18 protein-coding genes are annotated in these 17,657 nt (G+C 34.3%); 8 read left to right on the top strand and 10 right to left on the bottom strand.

Going from position 1 to position 17,657, the window contains the following annotated elements; translation table 11 throughout:
• Positions 1–17: 17 nt before the first annotated feature.
• Both GFJ36_RS03040 and GFJ36_RS03035 read left to right on the top strand, forming a co-directional pair.
• Positions 18–275 carry a DUF4022 family protein gene (locus tag GFJ36_RS03040; RefSeq protein WP_141542836.1) on the top strand — a complete coding sequence of 86 codons (258 nt, stop codon included), beginning with the start codon at positions 18–20 and terminating at the stop codon, positions 273–275.
• 14 nt (positions 276–289) lie between these two features.
• The gene (locus GFJ36_RS03035) at positions 290–727 is read left to right on the top strand and encodes a GNAT family N-acetyltransferase (RefSeq protein ID WP_000633772.1); all 438 of its coding nucleotides are present in this window, start codon (positions 290–292) and stop codon (positions 725–727) included.
• A 39-nt stretch (positions 728–766) separates the two neighbouring features.
• Here the strand turns inward: GFJ36_RS03035 and GFJ36_RS03030 are convergent, their stop codons facing one another.
• The 3 genes from GFJ36_RS03030 to GFJ36_RS03020 form a co-directional block, all read right to left on the bottom strand.
• Positions 767–1,195 (bottom strand): hypothetical protein, encoded by a 429-nt coding sequence (locus GFJ36_RS03030; protein ID WP_088608991.1) that lies wholly within the window; start codon positions 1,193–1,195, stop codon positions 767–769.
• Positions 1,192–1,392 (bottom strand): helix-turn-helix transcriptional regulator, encoded by a 201-nt coding sequence (locus tag GFJ36_RS03025; RefSeq protein WP_000301181.1) that lies wholly within the window; start codon positions 1,390–1,392, stop codon positions 1,192–1,194. Before GFJ36_RS03025 ends, GFJ36_RS03030 begins: the two co-directional genes overlap by 4 nt.
• A 137-nt stretch (positions 1,393–1,529) precedes the next feature.
• Positions 1,530–2,822 carry an NCS2 family permease gene (locus GFJ36_RS03020; RefSeq protein WP_087983292.1) on the bottom strand — a complete coding sequence of 431 codons (1,293 nt, stop codon included), beginning with the start codon at positions 2,820–2,822 and terminating at the stop codon, positions 1,530–1,532.
• Positions 2,823–3,102: 280 nt separating this feature from the next.
• On the opposite strand from GFJ36_RS03020, the gene GFJ36_RS03015 reads away from it, so the two are divergent.
• Both GFJ36_RS03015 and GFJ36_RS03010 read left to right on the top strand, forming a co-directional pair.
• On the top strand, positions 3,103–4,494 hold the full coding sequence (locus GFJ36_RS03015; protein ID WP_087983295.1) for an amino acid permease: 1,392 nt from the start codon (positions 3,103–3,105) through the stop codon (positions 4,492–4,494).
• A 181-nt stretch (positions 4,495–4,675) separates the two neighbouring features.
• Positions 4,676–6,223, top strand: coding sequence for a DNA-binding protein (locus GFJ36_RS03010; protein ID WP_088061919.1), 1,548 nt, complete (start codon positions 4,676–4,678; stop codon positions 6,221–6,223).
• Between the two features lie 35 nt (positions 6,224–6,258).
• On the opposite strand, the gene GFJ36_RS03005 is transcribed toward GFJ36_RS03010, so the two are convergent.
• Positions 6,259–7,980, bottom strand: coding sequence for a DUF2339 domain-containing protein (locus tag GFJ36_RS03005; protein ID WP_088061917.1), 1,722 nt, complete (start codon positions 7,978–7,980; stop codon positions 6,259–6,261).
• A 136-nt stretch (positions 7,981–8,116) separates the two neighbouring features.
• Entirely contained in the window at positions 8,117–9,418 is a 1,302-nt protein-coding gene (gene brnQ1 / locus GFJ36_RS03000) for a branched-chain amino acid transport system II carrier protein BrnQ1 (RefSeq protein WP_088608989.1), read from the bottom strand.
• A gap of 252 nt (positions 9,419–9,670) precedes the next feature.
• Here brnQ1 and GFJ36_RS02995 point away from each other — a divergent pair, with 252 nt between their 5' ends.
• A complete protein-coding gene (locus GFJ36_RS02995; protein WP_088061913.1) occupies positions 9,671–11,056 on the top strand; it encodes a peptide MFS transporter in 1,386 nt (461 codons plus the stop codon).
• A 29-nt stretch (positions 11,057–11,085) separates the two neighbouring features.
• On the opposite strand, the gene GFJ36_RS02990 is transcribed toward GFJ36_RS02995, so the two are convergent.
• From GFJ36_RS02990 to GFJ36_RS02975, 4 genes are all read right to left on the bottom strand, one after another.
• Positions 11,086–11,718 (bottom strand): class A sortase, encoded by a 633-nt coding sequence (locus GFJ36_RS02990; RefSeq protein WP_088061911.1) that lies wholly within the window; start codon positions 11,716–11,718, stop codon positions 11,086–11,088.
• Positions 11,719–11,834: 116 nt separating this feature from the next.
• Complete coding sequence (locus tag GFJ36_RS02985) at positions 11,835–12,308, bottom strand: DUF2178 domain-containing protein (RefSeq protein WP_088061909.1); 474 nt, start codon at positions 12,306–12,308, stop codon at positions 11,835–11,837.
• Positions 12,301–12,519 carry a helix-turn-helix transcriptional regulator gene (locus GFJ36_RS02980; RefSeq protein ID WP_141542835.1) on the bottom strand — a complete coding sequence of 73 codons (219 nt, stop codon included), beginning with the start codon at positions 12,517–12,519 and terminating at the stop codon, positions 12,301–12,303. Before GFJ36_RS02980 ends, GFJ36_RS02985 begins: the two co-directional genes overlap by 8 nt.
• 111 nt (positions 12,520–12,630) lie before the next feature.
• On the bottom strand, positions 12,631–13,905 hold the full coding sequence (locus tag GFJ36_RS02975; RefSeq protein ID WP_088608988.1) for a 3D domain-containing protein: 1,275 nt from the start codon (positions 13,903–13,905) through the stop codon (positions 12,631–12,633).
• 220 nt (positions 13,906–14,125) lie between these two features.
• Between GFJ36_RS02975 and GFJ36_RS02970 the strand changes: the two genes are divergently transcribed.
• Positions 14,126–15,070 carry a methyl-accepting chemotaxis protein gene (locus tag GFJ36_RS02970; RefSeq protein WP_087983311.1) on the top strand — a complete coding sequence of 315 codons (945 nt, stop codon included), beginning with the start codon at positions 14,126–14,128 and terminating at the stop codon, positions 15,068–15,070.
• Between the two features lie 132 nt (positions 15,071–15,202).
• Complete coding sequence (locus GFJ36_RS02965; RefSeq protein WP_044791332.1) at positions 15,203–16,015, top strand: undecaprenyl-diphosphate phosphatase; 813 nt, start codon at positions 15,203–15,205, stop codon at positions 16,013–16,015.
• Positions 16,016–16,127: 112 nt separating this feature from the next.
• Here the strand turns inward: GFJ36_RS02965 and GFJ36_RS02960 are convergent, their stop codons facing one another.
• Positions 16,128–16,331, bottom strand: coding sequence for a hypothetical protein (locus GFJ36_RS02960; RefSeq protein ID WP_001268332.1), 204 nt, complete (start codon positions 16,329–16,331; stop codon positions 16,128–16,130).
• Between the two features lie 172 nt (positions 16,332–16,503).
• Between GFJ36_RS02960 and GFJ36_RS02955 the strand changes: the two genes are divergently transcribed.
• Entirely contained in the window at positions 16,504–17,655 is a 1,152-nt protein-coding gene (locus GFJ36_RS02955; protein ID WP_087983313.1) for a VanZ family protein, read from the top strand.
• Positions 17,656–17,657: the final 2 nt, after the last annotated feature.

The following is a 17,657-nucleotide window of genomic DNA, read 5'->3' as shown; positions in this document are numbered from 1 at the left end:
CCATTCCATATGGTAAAATGTTACTATCACATATTATGAGGATGGATCACATTATGTCTATTGTAACTTTAGCTCTTTTATTATTGGCGGAAATACTCGTTGCCATTATTCTCATCGGTGTTAGCATTGAAATTTGTAGTTACGGATGGAAAAAATCGAATGGAATAAAATACTCTTGCCTCTTACTTTCACTCCTTCTCGGAATTGCTAGCATACTCGGACTTTTCGCCGCACCTGCCTATTTCTTTATACAACTAACAGAAAACGCCTTATAAGAAAGGATGTTAATATGATTACCGTGAAAAATATTGAGGGATCTGAAACTTACGTATTACGTCAAAAAATTTTACGCCCGAATCAAACATTAGCAGATTGTAAATACTCTTCCGACTATGAAACAGACACCTTTCACTTAGGCGCATTTATAAACGATGAACTAATTAGTATCGCTTCCTTCTCAAAAGAGATATACCCTGACTTACTAGCAGGTGTTCATTATCGTCTACGAGGAATGGCCACATTACCTGAATTTCGAAACAAACGTGCTGGAAGTTCCTTAATTCAGAAGGCGGAGCAAGTCTTGCAAGAACGTAAAGCAAATATATTATGGTGTAATGGCCGAATTACTGTAGCTGACTATTACAAGCGCTTAGGCTTTCAGGAACATGGTGAAATCTTTGAAATTGAACCGATTGGCCTTCATAAAGTACTGTATAAAAGAATATAAGAAAAGCTTTCCGCAATATGAGAAAGCTTTTCTTATATTTCAATCTTCACTTTTTATTTTTCTCATATATATGTATATAAACAAACTAGGAACTAAAAAACAAGCAAACATAATAAGTCCTGTCATACTAATTTCCTTTATAGCAATATCTGGTGTTACAATAATACAAATAGCTAAAATTCCAATAACAATACCTACTGGAATAAATAATAATTTCATAAAATAGCTGCGTGATACTCCACCTGTATGCTCATATGCCTCTACAGAATGTTTTAAATTTAAGAAGTTAATGACTACGATCCCGCCCATAAATACCATTAATAAATCCGAAACACTTTCATATCCTGCACCTTGCAAAACGTAGCGATAAAAAACGATACCTAGTATGACGATATTTTGTAAGATGAAAACGAGTCTAATATGTTTTAGCCCCTCAATCATTAAACGTTCATCTTTCACAATCCTCACTCCTCTTCCTCCCAAAATAAATCATTCAATGTTTTGTCTACCGCATAACAAATTTTCAAACATAAATCTAAAGACGGGTTGTATTTCCCCTTCTCAATTAAACTAATCGTTTGCCTTGTAACGCCTACTTTTTCTGCTAATTGTTGCTGTGTTAAATCTAACTGAACACGCGCGACTTTTATTTTACTTACAGCCATTCATGTTCCTCCTCTGCCTTTATTGTAACATATATATTCCATTAGGTAATTTATATTTTACTAAAATCGTTTGATTTTTACTTTATTATACACAAAAAAAGAGCCTCCCATAAGAAGCTCCCTCTTCTATATCTATATTATAAGAATAAATGACATCCAAATAAAATTGTAAATAAGTATAGTAACGGATGTACTTCCATCCCTTTCCCTTTCACAATTTTTAAGACTGGATACACTAAAAATCCAATTGCAATTCCATTCGCAATGCTAGACGTTAACGGAATACCGATAAAAATTAAAAATGCTGGTAATGCATCTTCAAATTCATTCCAATTAATATCACGAAGACTTTGCGCCATTAGACTACCTACAATAATTAATGAAGGAGCTGTAATAGCGGCTACACTTGATAAAGAAGCAATCACAGGGCTGAAGAATGCCGTTATAATCGTTAGACCGACAACTACAATACCCGTTAATCCTGTTTTACCACCTGCAGCAATACCAGCTGATGATTCAATCGTCGCTGCTGTTGGGCTTGTTCCAAAGATAGAACCTGTAGTCCCACCAATTGCATCTGCAATAAACGCTTTACCAAAACGTTTCTCTGTATTATCTGTAATTAAACCCGCTTGTTTAATTAAACCAAGTAATGCACCTGTTGTATCAAATAACAGTACAAGTAAAAATGAAAATACAACACCATATAATCCGTATTCAATTACATCTGAAAAGGCATTGATTGGGTTTGAAACGATAATTCCCTCTGGTAAATGAGGCATCGCAACAATTTTATCCGTAAACTTCAGTTGCCCTGTAAAGAAGGCGATAACTCCTGTCACAATCATACTAATAAATAATGCACCGCTCACACGTAATGCCATTAATACCGCCGCTAATATTAAACCAATTAAAGTTAAAATAACGGCTGGAGAATGAAAATCACCAATCGTAACTAAATTAGATGGATGATCAACGATAATTCCAGAAAGGCGTAATCCAATAAAAGCAATAAATAGTCCAATTCCACCTGCAATTGCATGTTTTAAACTATCAGGAATTGCGACAATTAGCTTTTGCCTAAATGAAGTGAAAGATAATAAAAGAAAAATGATACCTGTTACAAATACTGCTGAAAACGCAATGACATATGTAATCCCCTCTGCCTGTTGAACAACAGAATAAGCAAAATACGCATTCATTCCCATAGCTGGAGCAATAACAATTGGATAGTTAGCTAAAAACGCCATACATAGCGTTCCTACAACCGTCGCAATAATAGTTGCTGTAAAAGCTTGATCAAATGGTACACCTGCATCAGATAATATTTTCGGATTGATGACAAGAATATACGCAAATGTAAAAAAAGTTGTGATGCCAGCTAAAAGCTCTTGCTTCACAGAAGTGTTATATTTTTGTAATTGAAACATGGTTATGTACCCTTCCTACATCTGAATTATTATCACATATTCTTTTCTTACTAGTATGTGAGAAAATATAATACTTAATCTTAACAATCAATAAAAAGAAGAGTCAATATATTCGCTAATAGTTCGAATTTTAAGTTTAAGTCTGACAAGTTTAGATGTAGTACAGTTCATCATGATTATTTTTGTAGCATAACAGATAGAAATGTTTTATAATTTGAAATAGTTAAATATTTAGCAAACGCATTCAAATATCGTTCACTCTACAAGGGGGATTCTTCTTATGCAGCACACAAACAAATCTGAAACTTTAAACCGCGGTTTAAAAGAACGACATATTACTTTAATGTCGCTCGGCTCCGCTATTGGCGTTGGACTATTTTTAGGATCCGCTTCTGCTATTAAGCTAGCTGGCCCTTCTATTCTACTAGGTTATATGATCGCCGGACTCGTTATTTTTTTCATTATGCGAGCACTCGGAGAAATGGCAATTGAACAACCTGTTGCCGGTTCTTTTAGTAAATATGCCTCTGATTACCTTGGACCACTAGCTGGCTATATTACTGGCTGGAACTACTGGTTTTTATGGGTTGTTACTTGCATGGCTGAAATTACAGCAGCTGGCATTTACATGCAATACTGGTTCCCAGATATCCCGCGCTGGACTTGGGCTTTACTCGCTCTATTATTAATGAGTGCTTTCAACTTCTTATCCGTAAAAGTATTTGGAGAACTTGAATTTTGGTTTGCTCTCATCAAAATTGTCACAATTATCTGTATGATAATTGTTGGAGCTGGTATTATTTTATTCGGATTTGGAAACGGTGGTATCGCTACTGGTATTTCAAACCTTTGGTCACATGGTGGCTGGTTCCCAAATGGTTTTTCTGGGTTACTACTCTCCATGCAAATGGTGTTATTCGCTTATTTAGGCGTTGAATTAATCGGTGTTACAGCGGGTGAAGCTCAAAATCCGAAAAAAACACTCGCAAAAGCAATCGATAACGTATTTTGGAGAATATTACTGTTCTACGTTGGGGCTCTATTCGTTATGATGGCAATTTATCCATGGAATGAACTTGGGGAAAAAGGAAGTCCATTCGTATTAACATTCCAGCAAATCGGTATCGCAAAAGCAGCAGGGATTATTAACTTTGTCGTATTAACAGCAGCTCTTTCTTCTTGTAATGGTGGTTTATTTAGTACAGGCCGTATGCTATTTACATTAGCTCAGCAAAAGAAAGCACCTGAAAGATTTGGTCGTTTAAATAAAAACGGTATTCCGAGTCAAGGAATTGTAGCAACAGCTATCGTTTTACTCGTTGGTGTTATATTAAACTATCTTGTGCCCGCAAAAGTGTTTACATGGCTGACTAGTATTTCAACTTTCGGGGCAATTTGGACTTGGGGGATCATTTTAATCGCTCAAATTAAATTCCGTAAAGGTTTGCAAACTGATAAAAAGGACAAGCTAACATATAAAATGCCTTTACATCCATTCAGTTCATATTTCTCACTCGCTTTCCTTGCACTCGTATTAGGTATTATGGCGTATTCAGAAGATACAAGAATTGCATTGATTGTTGGTCCTATTTGGCTTATTGGTTTAGCTATCGTGTATTACATGAAAGGTTTCCATAAAATTGATGAAACACCTAATTCAAAAATTAGTTAAACAAAACATCCCTTCCTTATTACTTGGAAGGGATGTTTTTAAATCTATATAAATATTTCTCAACAAAATTCACGTTATTTTTACAATTTTTTAATATTTTTTATGTTTTCCGTCTTTATTTTTACAGAAAAATAAATTACATTATTAAAGCACATATATTTATTATTAGGGGGATTCTTCTATGAAGAATAAAAAATGGATTACATTTTCTTTAGCAACAGCAATTACACTAAGTATAGGGACTTCGTTCATACCGTCTACTTATGCAGAAAGCTCTGTAGACCCAGCTCCTGAAATTGCTGCAAAAGTTGTAAATCAAAACAATGGGAAAAAAGTATTATTCGATAATACACACGGTCAAACTGCCGGAACCGCTGATTGGGTTATTGATGGTGGCTTTTCTGATTTCGGAAATGGTATTGCTCAAAATGGCTATCATGTAAAAGAACTACGTAAATCAACACCAATTACATACGAAGATTTAAAAGACTACAATGTGTTTATCGTTCCAGAAGCAAATATTCCTTACAAAAAATCTGAACAAGATGCTATGTTACAATACGTGAAAAATGGCGGTAGTATTTTCTTTATCGCTGACCATTATAATGCAGATCGTAATAAAAATCGCTGGGACTCTTCTGAAGTATTTAATGGATATAGACGCGGTGCATGGGATAACCCTGCAAAAGGAATGTCAAGTGATGAAGTAAATTCACAAGCTATGCAAGGAGTAGAAAGCTCTGATTGGCTATCTGACAACTTCGGTATTCGCTTCCGCTACAATGCAATCGGTGATGTTGCAGCTAAAAATATTGTGTCACCTGAACAATCATTCGGAATTACAAAAGGTGTTTCATCTGTAGCAATGCATGCAGGTTCTACTCTAGCAATTACAAACCCAAAACTAGCAAAAGGGCTTGTTTATCTTCCAGAAAACCCGTCAAAATGGAATAATGCTGTTGATAGCGGTGTTTATAACGGCGGTGGCGTTGCAGAGGGGCCTTATGCCGCTATCGCAAAAGTAGGGCTTGGAAAAGCTGCCTTTATCGGTGATTCTTCTCCAGTTGAAGATGCATCGCCAAAATACGTTCGTGAAGATTCTGGCCAAACAAAGAAAACTTACGATGGATATAAAGAAGAAAACGATGCTATCTTACTAGAAAATATCGTAAATTGGCTATCGAATAAAGAAACATTTACAAGTTTAGATCAAGTAAATGGTTTACAACTTGATTTACCTACCACTTTACAAACATTTGAACAACCAAGCTTATCAACTGAGCCACAACCTGAACCTTGGAGTGCACCAAATGCAGGTTATCAATGGTTTAATACAAACACTTTTAAACCAGGTTCATACGGTTATAACAGTGCTGTAACAGCAAACGACTACGTAGTTACACACCCTAGCACTCTACCAAACAATGAAGTGTTCCAAATAAAAATCCAAGTAAATAACTTATTACCAAACACAACATACACTAATTACTCTTTAGGTATATTCACTACTGGCGGTACACAAGTAGCAAAAGTTCAAAATACAAATGGTTCTTGGCCATCTGCTTTTGGATATAGTAGTGCATTCTCTTTCACAACAAACAGCTTAGGTTCTGCTGAGAAGATTGTAAATGTACAAATCAATCCAAATACTGCTGGACAAGCAACTCTTCGTCTACGCCAAAATACGACAGCGAAATACAATGAAACTGTAATAATTGATAAGAAATAATGAAGAAGGCAATCCGCATGCGGATTGCCTTTTTCTCACTTCTCTTCTTTCGAGAAAAACATTCTTGAAATAACGATACCTATACTTCCTACAATTAAGAATAACACAGCCCTGATCATCATCGATACTTCTGGTAAGTCCAGAAGGAATAGCTTCCCTATCGTTACGACTAACACGACTAAGCCGGCATACAATATTTCATTCATATTTTTATTCCGTCCAAGCCAAACGGCAAATAATGCATATACCATCCATAATAACGATACAGATACGCTTATTATACTTCCATCTGTAGACAGCACTTCACCGACTCTAGTAATTGCAATAAATACGATAACCATAAACCAATAGAGCGTTATAGAATAAACATATTTTCCGAAGCTCCTTAACACATCTTTCGCTTGTTTCATGCAGTAATAAAATGTACCTATTAAAATAATATGGGCAACAAACCCAGCTGAAATGAAATGATCAAACGGACTAAAAATAGTTTGTATCATTCCAATCGCGTAAATCGTCGCACTAACATACAATTTCACCTGTTGTTTTACTTTAATAGCAGTCACCATACCGAGGAAACCTTGCAATAATAATACAATCGCTGCATTTACTAAACTATACTCATATAAAATCGCTAAACTAAATGCACCCATTGCGAAACCAAATAAAAGATTTGTAAATGTAGAATGTCTATTCTTCCTATATTCAAACACAAACATAGTAGCGTGCACGAGTGCACTAATCATTAATCCCCATGTTGTAAATTCAGGTATTTTTGAAATGGCTAATATAAAGAGAACTGCATTCGCACTAAATATCGCCAAGCGTGGCTCTAATATAAAACTTCTCTCCGTAAACATATGCCAAAATAATAGTAAGTGAATCAAACCATAAACAACCGTTAACTGTATTTGCAAATCCTCTACTAACATTGACATAATAGCAAAGAAAACAAAAAGGACAATAGCAGCAACAGCATAAGAAATCATATATAAATACTGATAACGATTTTTCAACGCATACCATAATAAGCTAAGTGTTAGTATCGTCTCATATCCAAAGAAAATATAAGGATTAGGAGTCGTACTATTTAATAAGAATGGCACGAAGAACGCTCCTACGGCTACGAATATAGTAAGATATTCCGATTGATACCTCTTCGCTACATAAATACCTAAAATGACCCATGCAATATTACATACAAACGCAACACTTGCTGGAATAAATCCATATAAATAATGCGCCGCAAATGTCGTTAAAACTATACCCGTAATACTTCCTCCTGCTAATACTAAACCCAACGCTTGCCGCTCTCGTTTAATTTGAATATCACCTATATAATAAAAACCGATTGATAGGACAATACCAAACACAATTCGTATTACAGGTGTTAATAATCCAGCATCTACCCCTGCTTTAAATAACCAGATTACTCCAAGTAACATAATGCCGACAAATATACGTGGCAACCAAGTTTGGCAAAACTTAATAATATTAAATGGTTCTGGTTTAAATGCAGATATATCTACTTGTTTTACCTCACGTTCTTGCACGGGCTCCTTTATTGTAACTACTTCTTCTTTTTGCTTTTCCTCCATTACCGTTTCAATATATTCTTTCTTTTCTTTACTAACATGTTGCTGAGCATTTTCTACTTCTATTTCTCTTTGTTTTGCTTTCAATTCAAAAAGCGCTTCTTGAATTGTTTCAATTGCCGTTTCGAGCGCTTCTATTTTCTTATTTAAATCCTCCTTCATACGCTCCCCCCTCACCATTCATTCAAAATCTATATATTACCAATTATCTTTATCATACTCTTAGTCTATTCATTTTCAATACTATTTTTCCTAAAAAAAGAAAGGTATCTTCCGAAATAGGAAAACACCTTTTTACTCATTTATTCTTATTTAGAACAACACTAACGATGACACCAATACAAACACCTATAATAGCTGGAACAATCCATCCAACACCTTCTGTATAAAACGGAATGTATTTCAATATTGACGTCCACTGATTCATCATTACATTTTTATTGAAAATATCGATTGCACTAAATACCGCTACAATCCCAACAGCTACTGCATATACGTATGCATACTTTCCAATATATTTATGGAATAACCCTAGAATAATGAGTGTTAATGCAACTGGATAAATAAATCCAAGAATCGGTACTGATACTTTTAAAATTTGTGTTAATCCTAAATTAGCTAAAATCATACTAGCAAAACTTAATATAAATGCCCAAACTTTATACGCTACTTTCGGAAATGCACTTGCGAAAAATTGACTACAAGATGTAACAAGCCCGATTGAAACGCATAAACAAGCGATCGTAAAAATAAGACCTAATAAAACGACTCCGCCTTGTCCAAATAATGTAGTCATAACTTGCGCTAACACGTTCGCCCCATTATCAAATGTACCTAACGAACCGCTAATTGAACCAACATATCCAAGTATGACATAAATAATAGATAATAATAGTCCTGCACCAATTCCAGCAATACTCATATATTTCGCTAAACCTTTATCATCTTCAACACCTTTTGCACGAAGAGCATTTGCAATAACAATCCCAAAAATTAAAGCGGCTAGCGCATCCATTGTTAAATATCCATCTAAAAAGCCTTGGAACATAGGAGCTTGTCCATAGTTTCCAGCAGCCTCTTTCACACTGCCTACTGATGTAAACATACTCTTTATAAAAATAAGGGCAATCATCCCTAATAATAACGGTGTTAAAACTTTTCCGAACAACCCCATTAATTTAGACGGTGATAAACTTAACCAGTACACAATACTAAAGAAAATAACCGTGTAACATAATAAAACTACACTTCCCGATTCTGTGAAGAACTGACCTGGTCCCATTTCAAAAGCTAAACTTCCTGCACGTGGTATACCAAGACCTGGTCCAATAAATAAATACACGATACATGGGAAAATAATGGCGAATGAAGAATGAACCCTCCCCGCTAACGTTTGAAAGCTTCCCGCTTTCGCAATAGCGATAACACCCAATATAGGAAGACCTGTTGCTGATATAATAAATCCTATTAATGAAATCCACACATGTTCTCCTGCTTCATACCCAAGGAAAGGTGGGAATATAAGATTCCCCGCTCCAAAGAACATCGAGAATAACATAAGGCTAATCAGTAAAATTTCTTTTTTCTGTAACAATTTCATTTGTTTCTCCTTCTTTAATTTCATCTTTTATGAAATCAATTTCACATATAAAAAAGTGCAATAATTCGCTTCCTAACAAAGAAAACATAGTCCATAGTCTAACATAAAAGAAACACCCATTCTATAGCTATCCCTCTTTTCCAATTTCTTCTGAAAAATCAACCTTTATTGACTTATAATAGTTAATAAGGTAAAATATTAAATGTACAAAATTATTAACTTTGTTTTTGTTTGTGTCAGGAGGAAAATAACATGGAATCAGCGATACAACTAGAAAGAGAACAACAAAGAAAAAAGAAACATCCTCCAGGTTTATACTTACTCTTCTTTACAGAAATGTGGGAAAGATTTAGTTACTATGGATTACGAGGATTATTAACATTATATTTAACGACAGCTTTAGTAAGCGGTGGTCTTGGGTTTAGTCCTGCGTGGGCACTATCCATTTACGGATTTTACACTGGAGCCTGTTATTTCACACCAATGATTGGTGGATACTTAACAGACCGGTTCCTAGGTAGACGAAAAGCGATCACAATTGGTGGTATAACAATGGCAATTGGTAACCTTACACTATTTGCCATGCAAAACCAAGCCGGCCTATACCTCGGATTAGCGCTTATTATTATCGGTAACGGATTCTTCAAACCGAACATCTCTACACTGGTTGGGGAATTATACGAAGAGAACGATCCAAAACGTGATAGTGCATTTACCATTTTCTATATGGGTATTAACGTCGGATCATTTTTAGCTCCACTCGTTTGTGGTTTTTTATCAGAAAATTTATTCAAAACAACAGTTGATGGCGTTGTACATTACGGATTCCGTTACGGTTTCTTAGCCGCTTCAATTGGAATGATCATTGGACAAATTTTATTTACAACATTATCAAATCGCTTCCTTGGTGATATCGGTAAAAAACCAACTCGTGATTTGCAAACAACAGATGGACAACCATCAGTAGGAGATACACCGTTAACAAAAAAAGAAAAACAACGTACCGCAGTTATCGTCATTTTAACATGCTTCGTTGTCTTCTTCTGGGCTGGCTTTGAACAAGCTGGTAGCTCATTAACATTATATACAAACAAATTTGTAGACCGCTCTGTGTTCGGATGGGAAGTTCCAACATCTTGGTTCCAATCGGTCAATCCATTATTTATTATTTTACTTGCTCCAGTCATTTCAGCATTATGGGCAAAACTTGCAACTCGCAAGCGCGGGGATTTAAAAATCCCAACTAAAATGGGACTTGGTATGATCTTGCTTGGTATCGGTTATATCATTCTCGTTATCGCTACATTAAAAACAGGTAGTGATGAACATAACATTACAGAAAAAGCAAACTTACTATTTATCGTCTTTACGTATCTTTTCCATACGTTAGGTGAGCTATTCTTATCACCTGTTGGACTATCAATGGTTAGTGCACTTGCCCCAGTAAAACTTGCTTCTTTATTAATGGGAGTATGGTTAGCAAGCTCAGGAATTGCTAACATTTTAGGCGGACAACTTGCAAGCTTCACAACTTCACTTGGATATGCTGAAGTATTTACAGTAATCGGAGCTGTAGCAATTGTATTAGGTTGTGTTTTATTACTAATTTCTAAGAGATTAGTGAAATGGATGGATTAAAAAAAGATGAGGGATTCCCCTCATCTTTTTTATTTCTTCGCCTTCGTTCCTACTAAATCACCAGCAACAACGTAACGTTTAGAATTATCTTTCACAGATACACATGTAATAAGCGTTATCTCATCTTTCCCATGATCCTCTACAACTTCCCACTTATCAGGAGTTACTTCAGATACACCAGTAACCGCATATTCATATTCATTTTCATTATCATACAAATAAATTTTGTCGCCTTTTTTTAAAGAGGCTACATCACTAAATAAAACACCTTTTTTAGACATGTTATGTCCTGCTAATGCATAGTTCCCTTTTCCCATTACTTGATTTTCTTTTACTGTTGCTGCACCTGATAATAGGTTTTTCTCAGTAGAAGATTTTAAAACAGGAAGTTCTAATGAAACACTCGGGATCGAAATACGACCAATTACTTGTTTCTTATCTAATGATGCAGTCGCTACTTCTGCCAAGTCTGGTTGATCAATTTTCGAAGCATCTACAAATTCCGTCTCATGTTTTTCATAATCCATTTTTTGAACAGCCTGTACATTTTCAGTCTGTTTCTTTTCAGCCTGATATCCATCATAAAATGGCTTTCCGATTAACACACCACCTACAACAAATAGAAGGATTGCTACTATACTATAAATTCTTTGCTTATTCATATACAATTCCTTTCCCTTACAAAATCTTACTCTATATAAAATGATAAGATAATATTGCTATATGTACAAGTATAAGCTAAAAAGAAACCTTCTCGCACGTGCAAGAAGGTTTCTTTTTAAGCGATTTTATTTCGATATAAGGATACGTGAAAAATCGTCATTTGAATAAAGAAAATACTAAATGCAATATATATTGGATATGCAGGAACATATAGATTAGCAATTGGAGAAAGAGTTAAAAAACCAACCGCACAAGGCAGCACGTACCATAGTGACATAAATGTAGTACGACAAGCCTTTTCTGTAATTGCCTTTTCTCGCTCATCCTCTTGAGGAAATAATAGTGGAAACATCCAATACGAGAGCTCTTTATATTTTTTCTTTTGAATTTTATAAAGAACAGTCGATACAATACCAAATATTAAAAGTAATACTAGCGGCATTAAACTCAGTGAAATTTCAGATGGTACTCTCTCCGTTTGAATAAAATTAGCGACTTCAATAGTAAAATAATACAACTCAATAAACGCCCAACCTGCTAATACCATTAAAAGTACATTTAGCATATAAGAAAATACGAGTCTATTCATCCTCTTCCCCCTCCTTATTTAAAACAAACACATCTTCCATCTTTAACTCGAATACATCACAAATCGTAAGTGCTAATAACAATGAAGGAACATAATCACCTTTTTCAATTGCAGCGATTGTTTGTCTCGTTACTCCAACCTTTTCTGCTAATACACTTTGCGAAAAATTAAATCGAGCTCTTAATTCCTTCACTCTATTTAAAATGGACAAATTTACCACCTCTTAATTTCATTGTATGCTTTCCTTAACAAAATGTAAACTCAACTTAACATTATTTTCACAAAAAATCCAACTTTACGTTTTGTAAAGTTGGATTACGTTTTAGTTTAAAATTGTAACTTTAACATTTTTTCTGCCCCAATTACTAGACGAAGCTTTATCCGGCATTAAAACATCGATTTTGTGACCTTTAATCGCGCCACCAGTATCTGCTGCAATTGCAATTCCATAGCCTTCAACATTTACAGTAGATCCTAATGGAATAACAGATGGATCCACCGCAATTAATTTCATTCCTGGGTTTGCAGTTAAATTATAGCCTCCCCATGCAGAATATACTTGTTGACCTGCTGCATAACCATTTTCAGCTGGGTCTGCTGTATAAGCTGTTGCATGTACATAAAGTTCTTTTCCACCAGCAGTTGGCTTAGAAGGTTGTGCAGGTTCTACCTTCGAATTATTATTAGCAACAGGTTCGGCTGGTTTACTAGCTGGTTTACTAGCTTGTTCTTGCTTTTTCTTTTCAGCAACTTCCGCCTGTGCCTTAGCTAAAGCTTCTTGCTCAGCCTTTGCAGCTGCTTCTGCTTTCGCACGCTCTTCTGCTGCAATTCTTGCTGCTTCTTGCTCACGAGCAATTGTTTCTTGCACTGCCTTCATATTTGACTCAATTTTAGCTTTCTCTTCTGCTGCTAAATTAAGTTGGCTTGCAACCTGATTATATTTATCTTGAACTGTTTGTAAGTTAGCTTGACGCTTTTTCAAGTTATCTTGCAACTCAGCTTGTGCTTTTGCTAATTTTTGTTTGTCTACTACTAAAGATGCTTCTTTTTCATCAATTGTTTTCTTATCTTCTTCAATTTGACGAAGATCTTGTTCTTGTAGACGTAAAATTTCTTTATCAGCTTCTAGAATAGTAGAAACTGCGTTCATACGTTGTAAGAAATCTGCAAAGTTTTTTGACTCTACTACAACTTCTACTACTAAACTCGTATTTGAACTGTTTTGAACAGAAACCATACGTTTTCTCATAATATCCTTACGAGCAAGGACTTTATCCTCTAAAACGACAATTTCATTCTTTTTTTGCTCAATCTGCTTATGTGTTTCATCGATTTTACGTTGAATAGCAGCTTGATCCTCTTTATTTTTTGCAATTGTATTATTTAAATTATGTAGTTCGTTTTCGATACCTTTAATTTCTTTATTAACAGCTTGCTTCTCTTGCTCTTTCTTTTGCATTTCTGCATCGTTTTGCTGCAATTGCTGTTGCATGTTGTTAAGTTTCTCGTCGTTTGACTCTGCTTTAACAGCGACTGTACTAGAAAGACCTATAATTCCTGCTAATACTAGACTACTGATTCGCTTAAAATAGTTCATAATCCGACTCCCTTCTTATACAGTTATACATGATTTATTTTACAGTTTGTTTACAATACCATTAAATACAGTTTATTTTTCATGACAAAAAAAAGGGAATTATGCATAAAATGTAATAGATTCTTAAATATTTAACAATTCCTATATTTAAAAATTATAAAAGATGCTAAAATCCAAATATAGAGAAAATATAACTTCTAAAGGCGGTTGAAATAAATATATGTTTACTCAAAAGAAATCACTCCAACATAAAATTGATCAATTAGAAAGTCGTATACAAGAACTAGAAGCAGAATTAAAACAAAAGGATATCGAACAACAAGAGACTATTTCTTCTATCCACGATCGTGTACAAAGCGTTGTTCAAGAACATAAACTTGTAAATAGCCAGCACCATACACTTCAAAATTTAGTTCAACAATTAAACTTATGTTTCGAAAATGTTTCAACGCGCACGACACATTCCAATGAATTGAATAACGAAATGTTACAAAAAGAACAAAGCTTAATTCAATCTATTGAAGAAATTATTGACTGTTCTAATGAAGGTAAAGAATCTGTTCACCGTTTACTTATTGTAATTAACAAATTAGGTGAACAATCTCAGCGTACGTCTAACAGTATGAATCATTTAAGTGAACGTTCAAAAGAAATCGAGCAAATTGTAGAAGTCATTCAAAACATTGCAGCACAAACAAATTTACTTGCTTTAAATGCGAGTATTGAAGCTGCTCGTGCTGGAGAGCACGGTAAAGGATTCGCTGTCGTTGCTAATGAAGTAAGAAAACTAGCAGAAAGTACAGCGGAAAGTACAAAAAACATAGGCAACTTAACGAAAAAAATTCAAGAAGAAATTGAAAAAGCATACGATAACACAAAAGATAATTTACATTTAGTCGATGAAGGTGTAGAAATGAGTGCCGATACAAACGCTAGAATCGAAAATATTTTAATTATGATTCAAACGTTACAAAACGGTGCTACCAATGTTATTAAAGCTATCGAAAACCAAAAATCTTGTAATGATGATATATTACGTGAATTCGCTAATACACAACAAATGTTCCAAAAGTTAAATACTACTATTATGAATCACATTCATGATGCTGAGAAAGTCGATGTTCAATTAACGAAAAGTCTTGAAGAAACAGTAGTTTCTCATTAATAATAAAAATCCCTTATACTTTTATAAGGGATTTTTATTATATTTCGAATATTTATTTCTTCTCAATATTCATCCGTATCTTTGTTATAATGGACAAGTTGTTTCTTTCGACTAATAAACAAGGAGGTTATTATGGAACAATTTCACTACATTTTAAAATATTTAATTCTCGGTCTGTTCCAAGGGCTAACAGAACCAATTCCGATTTCTTCAAGTGGTCACCTCGTTTTAGCACAACATTTGCTAGGACTAAAAATAGAAGGGTTCAGCTTCGAACTACTTGTTAATTCAGCTTCATTATTAGCTGTATTACTTATTTATAGAAATGATTTAATTCGTCTAACGAAGAATGGTCTATCTTATATCTTTACAAGAGCAGAGGACGCAAAATCAGATTTCTTCTTTATAATTTACCTTGTTATTGCGACCATTCCAGCAGGTGTTATCGGTGTTTTATTTAAAGATTACATCGACCAGTACTTAAAAGGTGTGAAAATGGTTGGGATTTCCCTTCTTATTACTGCTGTCGGCCTTTGGATTATTAGAAACTTACGTGGACGTAAAAATGATGGCGATCTTTCTATGAAAGATGCAATTATTGTCGGATTAGCACAAGCTTGCGCATTAATTCCTGGAATAAGCCGATCAGGTGCAACAATCGTCGCAGCGATGTTACTTGGTATGAAGCAAGAAACAGCTCTTCGTTTCTCATTCTTACTATATATCCCTGTTAGCTTAGGTGGTTTATTACTAAGTATTACAGACATTGCAAAAGATCCAAATCTAGACACATTATTCGTGCCATATATCGTTGCGTTTATCGCAACATTTATCATGACGTACATTTCATTAAAATGGTTTATGAACATTATGGCAAAAGGAAATTTAAAATATTTCTCTTTCTATTGTATTATCGTAGGTGTACTTACTCTTATTTTCTTATAAAGTGAAACTTACAAAGCGAAAAACGAGTCATTCTATTAAACTAGGATGACTCGCTTTTTTATATCTTTATAATGATAAAGCCCCTCTTTCTGTACAGTAAGAGGGGTCCCTTTTATGCGTATACTTTCTTTTCTTGACAATACAAACGAATAACATGTTTATTTTGTTGAAATACATCATGCGTTAGGCGGATAATAATAAAATTTCGTTTTGTTTGATCATCATGAACAAAAATCTGTTCTCCCTCCTGAAAACGCCATGCACTTTCAAAAGTTGTAATATGATCCCCACTTACAGAAAAAAGCTCATATCGCATATCTTGTACCCTCTCTCAACTTATAATAATCACTATATCCTTATATTAAATTTATTATAACTTAATCCCGTTTAAATTTGAAATTTTTTCTATTTCGAAATATTTTAATTTTGTTTTCAGGTTCTTTTAACGTTATAATGATAAACGAATTTTCATTGAAAGGAGCTTCATTTTGACTGCATATTTATTTCCAATAAAAACAGCATTTATTTTATTTCCTATTTTAGCAATGTTTCTATTAATCCCTTTTTTAATATTTAATTATCGTAAATACGGTTATTTAAATAAATGGCGTTCATTTATTTTATATTCATTATTACTTTACTTATTAAATGCCTATTTTCTTGTGATTTTGCCATTACCACAAACGTATGATACTTGTAGCCTACAACCGGCTAATACGCAACATTTGCAACTCTCGCCATTTTATTTCATACAAGAGATTAGTAATCATACCTCGGCGATTTTAACGAAGCCAGCTACGTACTTCTATTTATTAAAGGAATCTGCGTTTTTACAAGTCGCTTTTAACGTTTTACTAACCGTTCCGTTCGGTATGTACTTACGTTATTATTTCCGACGTAGCTTCTTACAAACAGTGTGTATTTCTTTTTGTCTTTCACTATTCTTTGAATTAACACAAGTAACTGGATTATATGGTATTTATAATTGTGCATACCGCTTATTTGATATTGACGATCTGTTTTTAAACACGCTAGGCGGCGTAATTGGTTTTATCATTGCACCAATCTTTACGTACTTCCTTCCGAAAACAAGCGAATTAGATATTCATATTGATTTAGAAACGAAACCAGTCGGATTCATTCGTCGTCTCATCGCTATGCAAATTGATTGGATTTTCTTATCTATCGTTGTACCTTTCATTAAAAATAAAGGAAATTCACTATTTATCGCTAACATCCAATCTTATACAAATGTATACGAACTCCTTTTCATTACATGTTCAATCTTAATTTACTTTATTATCATTCCATACTTTACGAATGGAAGAACAATAGGAAAAGCGTTGCTTCGGATTTACATTAAAGGACAAGCTGAGCGTATTACACTAAAAGAATTATTCATTCGTTACGGGATATTCTATTTCATTTTAGGCGGAATCAATTATATTCTTTCGAGTAGCTCTATCTTAAATCATACAGAGCCTTTAGTATTACTAGTTATACTATTATTCCAATTTGTAATTAACGGTCTATTTATTATTCATGTTTTATTACATGTATTTAGTCGTGATAAGTTACTATTTTACGAGCGCATTAGTCAAACAAGAAATGCGATTATACTAAAAAAAGCTGACAAGTAATA

The organism is Bacillus sp. EE-W1 (assembly GCF_009760835.1).
In the GTDB taxonomy this organism is placed as follows: Bacteria; Bacillota; Bacilli; order Bacillales; family Bacillaceae_G; genus Bacillus_A; species Bacillus_A wiedmannii.
Note: the sequence above shows the minus strand (reverse complement) of the source record. Positions and strands in the feature narration are given on the sequence as shown.

What these genes read in the sequence shown, in the direction of transcription:
- GFJ36_RS02975 (WP_088608988.1), bottom strand. Translation starts at nt 13,905, where the DNA reads ATGAACTATTTTAAGCGAATCAGTAGTCTAGTATTAGCAGGAATTATA.
- GFJ36_RS02995 (WP_088061913.1), top strand. Translation starts at nt 9,671, where the DNA reads ATGGAATCAGCGATACAACTAGAAAGAGAACAACAAAGAAAAAAGAAA.
- GFJ36_RS03025 (WP_000301181.1), bottom strand. Translation starts at nt 1,392, where the DNA reads ATGGCTGTAAGTAAAATAAAAGTCGCGCGTGTTCAGTTAGATTTAACA.
- GFJ36_RS03040 (WP_141542836.1), top strand. Translation starts at nt 18, where the DNA reads ATGTTACTATCACATATTATGAGGATGGATCACATTATGTCTATTGTA.
- GFJ36_RS03020 (WP_087983292.1), bottom strand. Translation starts at nt 2,822, where the DNA reads ATGTTTCAATTACAAAAATATAACACTTCTGTGAAGCAAGAGCTTTTA.
- GFJ36_RS03005 (WP_088061917.1), bottom strand. Translation starts at nt 7,980, where the DNA reads ATGAAGGAGGATTTAAATAAGAAAATAGAAGCGCTCGAAACGGCAATT.
- brnQ1 (WP_088608989.1), bottom strand. Translation starts at nt 9,418, where the DNA reads ATGAAATTGTTACAGAAAAAAGAAATTTTACTGATTAGCCTTATGTTA.
- GFJ36_RS03015 (WP_087983295.1), top strand. Translation starts at nt 3,103, where the DNA reads ATGCAGCACACAAACAAATCTGAAACTTTAAACCGCGGTTTAAAAGAA.
- GFJ36_RS03035 (WP_000633772.1), top strand. Translation starts at nt 290, where the DNA reads ATGATTACCGTGAAAAATATTGAGGGATCTGAAACTTACGTATTACGT.
- GFJ36_RS02960 (WP_001268332.1), bottom strand. Translation starts at nt 16,331, where the DNA reads ATGCGATATGAGCTTTTTTCTGTAAGTGGGGATCATATTACAACTTTT.
- GFJ36_RS03010 (WP_088061919.1), top strand. Translation starts at nt 4,676, where the DNA reads ATGAAGAATAAAAAATGGATTACATTTTCTTTAGCAACAGCAATTACA.
- GFJ36_RS02985 (WP_088061909.1), bottom strand. Translation starts at nt 12,308, where the DNA reads ATGAATAGACTCGTATTTTCTTATATGCTAAATGTACTTTTAATGGTA.
- GFJ36_RS02965 (WP_044791332.1), top strand. Translation starts at nt 15,203, where the DNA reads ATGGAACAATTTCACTACATTTTAAAATATTTAATTCTCGGTCTGTTC.
- GFJ36_RS02970 (WP_087983311.1), top strand. Translation starts at nt 14,126, where the DNA reads ATGTTTACTCAAAAGAAATCACTCCAACATAAAATTGATCAATTAGAA.
- GFJ36_RS02990 (WP_088061911.1), bottom strand. Translation starts at nt 11,718, where the DNA reads ATGAATAAGCAAAGAATTTATAGTATAGTAGCAATCCTTCTATTTGTT.